This window comes from Microbacterium sp. A20, from assembly GCF_004794515.1.
GTDB lineage: Bacteria > Actinomycetota > Actinomycetes > Actinomycetales > Microbacteriaceae > Microbacterium.
Genome location: NZ_SSDF01000088.1, coordinates 136,252 through 146,941, shown reverse-complemented (window position 1 = coordinate 146,941; position 10,690 = coordinate 136,252). Strand labels below are relative to the sequence as shown.

Sequence of the window (10,690 nt, the reverse complement as noted above, 5' to 3'; positions counted from 1 at the left end):
GTCGCCGTGACCTCGTCGCTCGTGACGACGATGACTTCGATGCTCGTTTTAGCCGCGTCTCGGAGCGATTCGGCTTCAGCCACACGGCGCGCATCGCGCAGGGGATCATGATGGACGCGCAGCTTCCAGAGGGCATCACCGCGGTCCCGGCGCGCGTGATGGATCCGGCCTTCTCGCAGATCCACCGCGAGCAGCTTCTCGAGGGACGCTGGTTCCTCGACACCGACGTCGAGGCCCTGGCCCCACCGGTGGTCATCACCGAAGCGCTGTGGGACCGTCTGGGGCGGGTGCCGCTGGCGCAGCATCCGACCGTCGTGTTCGGTGGTCCGGCCGGTGGCACCTACCAGGTGATCGGCATCGTCCCGCGCCAGGGGTTCGGCGACGAAGAACTGCGGGTCGACCTGCTCTATGACGCGTATCGCGCTCGTGTGGACGCGTTGCCGCCCGATGCGATGACGCAGTACGAGGTCTGGGTGGGAGCCCAGCAGGCCGACGAGATCGGCCCGGTGCTGGCGATGGACCTGCGCGCCGGGCTGCCGGAGGGGCAGACGGTGTCGGTGAGCCGCACCGACTGGGCGGCGCAATCGGGAGCTATGGACGTCCAGGCCACATTCGAGATGATCACGGGCGGGATCGCCGCGCTCATCCTCGCGCTCGGGGCACTGAGCCTGATCAACGTCCAGCTCGTGGCGATGCGTCAGCGCGTCCGCGAGATCGGAGTCCGCCGTGCGTTCGGTGCGAGCTCGGGGCGTGTGTTCTTCGCGGTGTTCCTCGAGAGTCTCGTCGCCACGACGGTCGCGGGTGTGATCGGGATCGCGATCGTCGTCGCGGTGCTGCGCTCCGACTGGGTCGTCACCTCGATGTTCTACGGCATCCAGGACGTCCCGCCGTTCCCGATGCGGGCGGCCCTCGTCGGGCTCGTCGCCTCGGTGATCGTCGGTGCGGTGTCGGGATTCATCCCCGCACTCGTCGCGCTGCGCGTGAAGGTGATCGACGCCATCCGCTTCTGACGCGCACGCTGTGCTGGCTTGATCGTGATGGAAGAATACGAAAATGCCTGAGCTCGAATACCGCGTCGCCGACCTGTCCCTCGCCGAAGCCGGCCGTCACCAGCTGCGGCTCGCCGAGAACGAGATGCCGGGGCTGATGTCGCTCCGGGAGGAGTTCGGTGCCGCGCAGCCGCTGAAGGGAGCGCGGATCGCGGGTTCTCTGCACATGACGGTGCAGACGGCCGTGCTCATCGAGACGCTCGTGGCGCTCGGCGCCCAGGTGCGGTGGGCAAGCTGCAACATCTTCTCCACCCAGGACGAAGCAGCCGCCGCCGTCGTGGTCGGCCCAGGTGGCACGGTCGACGCCCCGGCGGGGGTGCCGGTCTTCGCCTGGAAGGGGGAGACGCTCGACGAGTACTGGGCGTGCACCGAGCGCATCTTCGACTGGTCGTCGAGCGGATTCGACGGGCCGAACCTCATCCTCGACGACGGCGGCGACGCCACGCTGCTCGTGCACAAGGGCGTCGAGTTCGAGAAGGCGGGTGCTGTCCCGGCTGCGACCGACGCCGACTCGCACGAGTACTCGGTCATCCTGGACCTGCTGCGCCGTTCGCTCGCGTCGTCGACCGATCGCTGGACGAAGCTCGCCGCAGGGCTCATCGGGGTGACGGAGGAGACCACCACCGGCGTGCACCGGCTCTACGAGCTCGCCGCCTCAGGGGAGCTGCTCTTCCCGGCCATCAACGTCAACGACTCGGTGACCAAGAGCAAGTTCGACAACAAGTACGGCATCCGGCACTCCCTCCCGGACGGTCTGAACCGTGCGACCGACGTGCTCATGGGCGGCAAGGTCGCCTTCGTGTGCGGGTACGGCGATGTGGGCAAGGGTGCAGCCGAGGCGCTCCGCGGACAGGGCGCCCGGGTGATCGTCAGCGAGGTCGATCCGATCTGCGCACTGCAGGCGGCGATGGACGGGTTCCAGGTGGCACGCCTGATCGACGTCGCGGGTGAGGTCGACATCGTGGTGACCGGCACCGGCAACCGTGATGTCGTGACGACAGAGCATCTTCAGGCCCTCAAGCATCTTGCGATCGTCGCCAATGTCGGCCACTTCGACAACGAGATCGACATGGCGGGCCTCGAAGCCATCGAGGGCGCCGAGAAGATCGAGATCAAGCCGCAGGTGCACGAATGGCGTCTGCCGAGCGGACGCAGCGTCCTCGTGCTCAGCGAGGGGCGCCTGATGAACCTGGGCAACGCCACCGGGCATCCGTCGTTCGTCATGAGCGCCTCGTTCACCAACCAGGTGCTCGCGCAGCTGGAGCTCTACACGAACATCGCCGCCTATCCCACCGGTGTTTACGTCCTCCCGAAGGTGCTCGACGAGAAGGTCGCCCGCCTCCACCTCGACGCACTGGGTGTGCGGCTCACCACCCTCAGCGAAGAGCAGGCGGCGTACATCGGCGTTCCGGTGGACGGACCGTACAAGCTCGACCACTACCGTTACTGATCGCTCCCGCGGCCCGGTCAGCGGGGGACGGATCAGACGCCGACGCGTCGGCCGGTGAGGCGCTCGGCTCGACGGTCGGCATTCTCCAGCGCGCGCCGTTCCCGCTCCCGCCGGAGGACGGTGATGCCCACCAGCACCTGCTCCGGCGGGGCTGACGGCATCGGCGAGACGAAGGGCGTCGCCTCGGCGAGCAGATCGTGCGCCACCCGCGCTCGAGCGGCGGGGACCATCCGCGGCGCGCTCACGAGGAACTGCGAGATCCGGCGCGCGAGGCGGTCGGGCATGCGCGCCACGTCGGCGATCTGCGCCCAGCCGGCCAGAGCAGGGGGCAGTACCGGCACGTGCGAGGGGAGTGCAGGAGTGCGGACGCGCTGACTGTAGGTGCCGGCGACCAGGTCGCCCAGACGCTGCGATCGCGCCGTGAAAGCGCCGGTGAGCACCGCGATGCCGCCGAAGGTCATGTAGATCTCGAGTACTCCGAGAAGCGCCCGGATGAACGCGTGCCGGAATCCGGCTGCGCCACCGTCCACGCGGACGATCCGCCCTCCGACGGCGAGCTTGCCGAGGCTGCGGCCCTTGAGGGCGACCTCCATCGTGATGGGCAGCACCACGAAGCTCACGACGATCGCCGCGACCGTGGCGATGCGGTCGGTGGCATCGTCGAGCACGCCGGCATCGAGCAGCCAGATGCGCAGGAAGAGCCAGAGGATGAACACCGCATATCCCAGGAGCATGTCGATCGCGGCGCCCAGAGCGCGCAGGAGGAAGCCGACCGGCTGCACGTCGATCGCGACGGCTTCGCCGGAGAGCACCTCGTCGGAGACGTCGATCGGGACGGACATGAGTACAGTAAATCAGGTGGATGCCGATGCGCTGACCGATGCTCGCCGTGCGGAATGGGAACGGCTCGAGGAACTCAGCCGAGCCCGGCTCGACGGCACCGGCGTGGACGAACTGATCGTGCGATACCGCGCCGCCTCCGCAGATCTCGCCGAGCTGAAGACGTCGGTCGGCGACTCCCCGCAGGGTGCCTACCTCTCCACGATCCTGGTCCGCGCCCGGCTGCGCCTCACCGGAGCATCCGACAGCATCCTCACCCAGACCGCTCGGTTCTTCCGACTGCAGCTTCCGGCCGCCCTGTACCGGCTGCGGTGGACGACACTGGTGATCGCCCTCGCCTTCATCGCCGTCGCGGTCGGCACAGCGGCGTGGATCGCGAGTGACCCGGCCCTCGTCGCGACCCTCGGTCCGCCGGACATGCTCGAACAGTATGCCGACGAGAGCTTCACGGGCTACTACACCGAGAATCCCGCTGCCGAGTTCATGGGCATGGTCTGGACGAACAACGCCTGGATCGCCATGCAGTGCGTGCTCTTCGGCGTCACAGGAATCTGGCCGGTGTACATGCTCGTGCAGAATGCCATGGGCCTCGGGACGTCCGGCGCGGTCATGGCCGCGTACGACAAGGCCGACCTGATGGTGCTCTACATCCTTCCGCACGGCATGCTCGAGATGACCTGCATCTTCGTCGCGGCCGCCGCCGGTCTGCACGTGTTCTGGGCGTGGGTGGCTCCGGGACACCGCACCCGCGGGGAGGCGCTGGCCGAAGAGGGGCGATCGCTCGCGACGGTCGCACTCGGGCTCGTGTTCGCCCTTTTCCTCGCCGGGCTCGTGGAGGGCTTCGTCACCGGCTGGGGACTGCCGTGGCCGGTGAAGATCGGCATCGGCGCTGCCGCGCTGGCGGTGTTCCTCATCTACATGCTCGTCATCGGCGGGCGGGCGCATCGCCGTGGCGAGACCGGCGACCTCGTCGAGTACGAAGCGGGCACGCCTCGACTCATCGCCGGCTGATGACCGGCTGATCGCGGACCGCCTGAGGGCGACCGCGGTCAGAGCCGGCCGGCCGCCTTCAGCTCGAGGTAGCGGTCGGCGATGCGGGGCGGTAGCTCTTCCGGATCGGCGGCGATCGCCTCGCCACCCGCTCTGCGGATCGCATCCGCGACGTTCTCGGCATCGCGCAGCGTCCGCTCGGCCGCCGCGGCGAGATAGACGTCCTCGCGGGAACCGCGTTCACGCGCGAGCGCAGCGATGCCGTCGTCGGTGACCGACCCGACGAGCACGGTGGTCGCACGCGACGCGGTGGGGAAGGCACCGAGGAAGCCGCGAGCGGACTCGGCGGCGTCCTGCGCTGTGAGCACGACGATCAGGGAAGGCCGTGTGGTGAGCGTGCGTACGGCGGCGAAGGCACCGTGCCAGTCGGTGTCCACCAGGCGCGCGTGCACGGGCGCCATGGCGTCACTCATCGCAGGCAGGAGTGCCGTGCCGTCCACACCGGTGACCCGGCCGCGCACGACGCGGTCGTACAGCAGCAGGTGCACGTGGTCTCCTGCCCGCGAGGCGAGGGCTGCCAGCAGCAGCGCCGCTTCGAGGGCTGCATCGACCCGGGTGCCGTCGCCCACGCGTGCGGCTGCCGTCCGACCGGTGTCGATGATGATGACGACATGCCGGTCGCGTTCGGGTCGCCAGGTGCGCAGCATCGTCGTGCCGGCGCGCGCGGTCGCTCGCCAGTCGATCGAACGCACGTCGTCGCCGCGGACGTACTCGCGCAACGAGTCGAACTCGGTTCCCTGGCCTCGGACCTGGATGCTCGTGTTGCCGTCCAGCTCGCGCAGCCGAGCCAGCCTCGACGGGAGGTGCTTTCGCGAGGTGAAGGCGGGAAGCACACGGATCGCTCCTCGGACCGGATGCCGTGCCTGTCGACCGGCGAGACCGAGGGGCCCGCGCGAGCGGACCATAACGAACTCGCTCACGAGCTCTCCGCGTCGGCGCGGAGTGAGCGGGATGGCCACGCGACCGCGCTCGCCCGGGTCCACCCGCAGCTGCTGTCTCTCGGCGGGGGCGCCGGCCGTGGGCTGCCAGGCGTCGCGGATCACCGCGTGCAGCGATCGGGCACCGTGGTTGTGGACGGCGACGCTCACCGGGACCTGTTCGTCGAGCCGGGCGCGCTTGGGCAACCGGCGGCTGACCGTCACCGACCGGGCGCTCGCGGCGAGGGCGAGATCCACGACGACCAGAAGGATGCAGAGGCCGATCCAGGCGCCCAGCACGGGGTACGGCGGATAGCCCGCGAGCCCGGCGAGGACCAGCGGAACGACGCCGACGGCGAGGGCGACGGCGAGACGACCGGTGATGAACACCTAGATCGGAACCCTGGTCTGCTGCACGACCGAGGTGAGCACGGCGTCGGCGGAGACGCCCTCCATCTGGGCGTCCGGTCGCAGCTGGAGGCGGTGACGCCACACCGGCACGAGCATCGTCTGCACGTGATCGGGTGTCACCGCGGTGGAGGCGTTCAACCACGCCCAGGCCTTGGCGGCGGCGAGGAGGCCGGTCGAGGCGCGGGGGCTCGCGCCGAGTTCGACGGAGGGGGACTGCCGCGTCGCGCGCGCCAGATCGACGACGTATCCCAGCACGTCATCGGTGACGTCGACCGAGGCGGCGGCCTGCTGTGCCGCGCGGATCTCGTCTGCGGAGACGACGGCCTCGACGCCGGTCAGCTCGCGCGGGGAGAAGCCCTCGGCATGCCGGCGGAGCACCGACACCTCGGCGTCGCGCTCCGGCATGCCGACGACGAGCTTCATCAGGAAGCGATCCAGCTGCGCTTCGGGCAGCGAGTACGTGCCCTCGTGCTCGATCGGGTTCTGGGTCGCAGCGACGAGGAAGGGATCGGGCAGCGGGCGGCTGACACCGTCGGCCGACACCTGGCGCTCCTCCATGGCCTCGAGGAGGGCGGCCTGCGTCTTCGGCGGCGTCCGGTTGATCTCATCCGCGAGCAGGATGTTGGTGAAGACCGGGCCGGCGCGAAAGTCGAACTCGCCCGTGCGCGCGTCGTACACGAGGGAACCCGTGACGTCGCCCGGCATCAGGTCCGGCGTGAACTGCACGCGTTTCGTGTCGAGGCCGAGGGCACGTGCGAACGACCGGACGACCAGCGTCTTGGCGACGCCGGGCACTCCTTCCAGGAGCACGTGGCCTCGTGCGAGCAGCGAGACGAGGAGGCCGGTGACGGTGCCGGCCTGGCCGATGACCGCCTTGTCGACCTCGGTGCGCACCCGGTGCATGGCCTGACGAAGCGCGGCGTCGTCGGTGGAGTGGTTCTCAACGGTCACGTGGTTCCCTCGGCTTCTGTGGGATGGATGGTCGATCGACGGGTGCTGGTCTCCACGGCCGCCTCGAGCTCGTCGAGACGTCGAGCGAGGTCGACCAGGGCCGCGTCGTCGGTGGGGAGAGGCCCCGCCAACAGCGTCTGCAGGGTTCCCCGGGGGATCCGGAGCCGGTCGGACGCGGCGTCGGCGACCTCGTCCGCGCCGGCATGCACGGCCAGACCCAGGCGGCGGGCGAGGCGCCGCTGCGCGCCGTCGCGAAGGGCCTCGGCAGCGTGCGCGGCATCAGCGGCCCTGGCGGTGAGACGTGCGCGGCCGTGCATCGTCTCGGACGCGCGCACCGTCACCGGCAGCGTCTCGGCGACGAGGGGCCCGAAACGCTGACCGCGCCAGACCGACGCGGCGACTCCGGCGAGCAGCAGCAGGAGGATCGCCGGTGTGACCCACGGGGGAGTGAGGCTCCCCAACGTGTCGACCGACTTCCCCTCGATGTCGGAATCGCCGAGGCTCGGCACGTACCAGACGACCCGATCGCTCTGCCCGAGGAGTGCGAGCGCGAGCGCGGCGTTGCCGTTCTCCGCCAGGTACGCGTTGCTGAAGAGCCGGGTACCCTCCACGACGACGCGGCGGTCTCCGGCGCGGTCATCGACGAGCACGGCGGCGCCGTCGCCATCTCCGAAGCACCCCTCGACCTCAGCGGCGGGGGAGAAGAGACGGTCGGCGCGGATCGTGCCGACCTCCGCGAACTCCGGGACAGCGCACGCCGCCTCCACGGCCGAGCGCGTGCCCGGGGCGTTCTCGCCGATGCGCAGCGTGTTCAGCAGGTGCGAGCTCGTCGAGAGGAAGACGACACGATCGGCCGGTTCCATCAGGGTCTCGAGGGCGTCATCGGTGAGCGTGTACGGATTCGCCATGACCAGCGTGGTTCCCTCATCGATGGCGGCACGCGCCTCCACCCGCGATCGTCGGACGTCGACCTCGACGCCCTGGTCGCGAAGGATCTCCGCGAGGGCGAGGGCACCGGAGTCATCACGCCCTTCGGGGTCGAGAGCTCCGTGGTCCGCCGGTGGCGAGGCGCTGACGCGGACGGCGACGAACACGGCGACGAGGACGAGGACGACGATGATGCCCCAGCCCAGGACGGTGTTCCTTCTGCGTGGTCGACGCTCGGCCGTCGCCGCGGCGGTCCCGCTCTGCTCGGTCACGGTCATGCCGGCACCGCCTCGAGGCGACGGGTGCGGAGACGTTCGTCCGTTGCCGCGAGGTCCTGGTAGGTCTCCGCCGTCGCCGGGTGCCCGAGGTAACGGACGTCGTCGAACGCCACGGCTGCGCGGCGCAGCGCTGAGGCCTCATCCGGGAAGACAGCGCCGGCATCGCGAGCGATCGACTGCGCGGTGGCGCCGGGGGCGGGATCGATCAGATCGCGTTCGAGGAGGCTGCGGGCGATCGCGCGATAGCGGAGGATCGTCGCGGTGCTCCAGTCGGCCGCGCGGGCGCTGCGCTCGGCATCGGCTCGGAGCTGTGCCGCCGTGCGGTCATCGGACTCGCCGAGGAGGTCGCCCCGTGCACGTCGCACGGCACGCGAGCTGCGCGGCCGACCCCAGATGACGAGGGCTGCGATGAGAGCGGCGACGATGATGACCGACACGATGATGAGGGCGGACGGTCCGATGCTCGCGCCGTTATCGGAACTGAACAGATCGGCGAGGAAGCGGCCGATGTCTCGGGCGACGAGATCGAACCACGTCGGCTTCGCGTCCGCATACCGCGGGTTGGCGAGCTCGTCTTCCGCCCATCGGCGTGCCTCATCCCCGTCGGGGATGAACAGGTCGTCGAACCGGGAGATCATGCCGTGTCGTCGCTGCCGGGTGCAGCCCAGCCTCCGTCAGCCGGTCCGGGTGCGTGAGTCGGATTCGATGCGGCAGCAGCTGCCGCAGCTGCCGCAGGTGGCGGAGGCGGCGGGAACGCCCCGGGAGCGCTCGTGACCGGCGCGGTCGCTGGCGTCGTCGGCGCGCTGCTCTGCTGCGGTGCATACGCCTGTGGCGCGTAGGGCTGCTGCCCGTACGGCTGCGGCTGCTGAGCATACGGCTGTCCGGGGTACGGCTGTCCGGGGTATGGCTGCGGGGAGGCGCCCTGTGTCATCAGCACGTGGTCCGGCACCTGCCGGGGCGGAGGCGCGGAGGTGACGGCTCTCGCCGGATCGACGCGGAACGGATCGCCGAGCTGATCTTCCGTCCCGCCCAGATCACGGTGCTCGACATAGGCGATGAGCGTCTGGTCCAGCCCCTCGTACCGCATCCGGCAGTCGAGGTAGACGAGTGCCGACCCGGTGCTCTGCACCACGAGAGTGATCGCCTGGATGACCAGGAGCAGGATCTGAGGTGCGAGGAAGCTGAGCACGAAGCCGACGACGGCGCTCGGGTCCTGTGCGCCGGTGGGAGCGATGACCGAGCCGAGCAGGCCGCTGAGCAGCGTGGCCGGGATGCTCACCACCTGCGCCGCGATGCCCATGATGGCGCTGATGAGGAAGGTCACGCCGAAAGCGACCCAGAAACGGCCGCGGGTGAGTCGCCAGGAACGCACGAAGGCATCGCGGAACCGTGCGCGCTCGAGGACGAGGATCGACGGCACCAGCAGCAGCTTCGTCGTCAGCCAGACGGACAGGGGGATCGCGGCGAGTGCGAGGAGGACCACGACGAGGACGACGACGCCGATGAGCTCGACGCTTCCGCCCGCACCACCGGCGACGAAGGCAGCGATGATGCTCACCACGATGGCGAGGATGCCGAACAGGGCGATCACCGAGAGCGACGCGAAACCGGCGAGACGCCAGAACGCCGGTGCCATCCGGCGCCAGAGCATCCGCAGCGTGGCCTTGACCCCGACGGCTGCGTAGCCGATCTCTGCGGCGACCACACCCTGCATCATTGCCGTGAAGGCGATCGATGCGAGTCCGACGCCGAGGCCGGCGATGAGGTTGATCCCGATGGTCCCGGCCAGCACCGCCTCGAAGTCGGGGGAGGAGGGGGAGACGGTCTCCAGGCGGGAGAAGGTCGTGAACAGGACGACTCCCATCACAGACGCCGTGACGACGGTCGCGACGAGCTGGATCACGACGGCGAAGCCGAACAGCACCTTCGGGTTGTGTCGCAGGGCCGCGAAGGCCCGGCCCAGCAGCATCCCGAACGTCAGCGGATGGAGGGGGATGACCCCCTTCTTCGGCGCGGGCGTCCACATCTGGCCACTCACAGGCACTCCCTCCATGGTGGCTCCATCGTGTCACACCGCACACGTGGTGCGCAGACCTGGGGTCGGCGGGACTCGGTGCCATAAGGTAACAGTTATGACCTCACGCATTCTCGTGGTCGACGATGACACAGCGCTCGCCGAGATGATCGGCATCGTGCTGCGCACCGAGGGATTCGAGCCGGTGTTCTGCGCGGACGGTGCGCGTGCCGTCGACGAGTGGCGCGCGCAGCGGCCCGATCTCGTGCTGCTCGACCTCATGCTGCCCGGCATGGACGGGATCGAGATCTGCACCCGCATACGCGCGGAATCGGGCGTCCCGATCATCATGCTCACGGCGCGCAGCGACACCGCAGACGTCGTCCGCGGCCTCGAGGTGGGCGCCGACGACTACATGGTCAAGCCCTTCAATCCGAAGGAGCTCGTGGCACGCATCCGCACCCGTCTGCGTCCGACGCCGCAGACCACCAGCGAGCAGCTGCGGGTGGGGGACCTCACCGTCGATGTCGACGCCCACGAGGTGCGTCGGGGCACGGCGCCCATCGCGCTCACTCCGCTGGAGTTCCAGCTGCTGGTCGCTCTCGCCTCTAAACCGCAGCAGGTGTTCTCCCGCGAGATGCTGCTGGAGCAGGTGTGGGGATATCACTACAAGGCCGACACCCGTCTGGTGAACGTGCACGTGCAGCGCCTGCGCGCCAAGGTCGAGCTCGACCCGGACAACCCGAAGATCGTGATGACGGTGCGTGGCGTCGGCTACCGTGCCGGGAGCGTCGGCTAGGAGC

General features: G+C 69.6%; 10 protein-coding genes. 4 read left to right on the top strand and 6 right to left on the bottom strand.

Going from position 1 to position 10,690, the window contains the following annotated elements:
* Together DW298_RS15895 and ahcY are read left to right on the top strand one after the other, a co-directional pair.
* A partial coding sequence (locus DW298_RS15895) for an FtsX-like permease family protein (protein ID WP_136043437.1) occupies positions 1-1,010 on the top strand: 1,010 nt, incomplete at its 5' end.
* A 43-nt stretch (positions 1,011-1,053) separates the two neighbouring features.
* Positions 1,054-2,499, top strand: a complete 1,446-nt coding sequence (gene ahcY / locus DW298_RS15890; RefSeq protein WP_136043436.1) for an adenosylhomocysteinase — start codon at positions 1,054-1,056, stop codon at positions 2,497-2,499.
* Positions 2,500-2,531: 32 nt separating this feature from the next.
* Here the strand turns inward: ahcY and DW298_RS15885 are convergent, their stop codons facing one another.
* Complete coding sequence (locus tag DW298_RS15885; RefSeq protein WP_136043435.1) at positions 2,532-3,341, bottom strand: RDD family protein; 810 nt, start codon at positions 3,339-3,341, stop codon at positions 2,532-2,534.
* Positions 3,342-3,357: 16 nt separating this feature from the next.
* Between DW298_RS15885 and DW298_RS15880 the strand changes: the two genes are divergently transcribed.
* Entirely contained in the window at positions 3,358-4,350 is a 993-nt protein-coding gene (locus DW298_RS15880; protein WP_136043450.1) for a stage II sporulation protein M, read from the top strand.
* Positions 4,351-4,388: 38 nt separating this feature from the next.
* Here the strand turns inward: DW298_RS15880 and DW298_RS15875 are convergent, their stop codons facing one another.
* The 5 genes from DW298_RS15875 to DW298_RS15855 are packed head-to-tail and all read right to left on the bottom strand — an operon-like array spanning position 4,389 to position 9,911.
* On the bottom strand, positions 4,389-5,696 hold the full coding sequence (locus DW298_RS15875) for a DUF58 domain-containing protein (protein ID WP_136043434.1): 1,308 nt from the start codon (positions 5,694-5,696) through the stop codon (positions 4,389-4,391).
* A complete protein-coding gene (locus DW298_RS15870; protein ID WP_240745165.1) occupies positions 5,697-6,620 on the bottom strand; it encodes a MoxR family ATPase in 924 nt (307 codons plus the stop codon).
* 44 nt (positions 6,621-6,664) lie between these two features.
* Entirely contained in the window at positions 6,665-7,873 is a 1,209-nt protein-coding gene (locus DW298_RS15865; RefSeq protein WP_136043432.1) for a DUF4350 domain-containing protein, read from the bottom strand.
* Positions 7,870-8,511, bottom strand: a complete 642-nt coding sequence (locus tag DW298_RS15860; protein ID WP_136043431.1) for a DUF4129 domain-containing protein — start codon at positions 8,509-8,511, stop codon at positions 7,870-7,872. The genes DW298_RS15865 and DW298_RS15860 overlap by 4 nt, the downstream gene beginning before the upstream one ends.
* On the bottom strand, positions 8,508-9,911 hold the full coding sequence (locus tag DW298_RS15855) for a hypothetical protein (RefSeq protein WP_136043430.1): 1,404 nt from the start codon (positions 9,909-9,911) through the stop codon (positions 8,508-8,510). The genes DW298_RS15860 and DW298_RS15855 overlap by 4 nt, the downstream gene beginning before the upstream one ends.
* Positions 9,912-10,005: 94 nt before the next feature.
* Between DW298_RS15855 and mtrA the strand changes: the two genes are divergently transcribed.
* Complete coding sequence (gene mtrA / locus DW298_RS15850) at positions 10,006-10,686, top strand: MtrAB system response regulator MtrA (RefSeq protein ID WP_136043429.1); 681 nt, start codon at positions 10,006-10,008, stop codon at positions 10,684-10,686.
* The last annotated feature ends 4 nt before the right edge of the window (positions 10,687-10,690 follow it).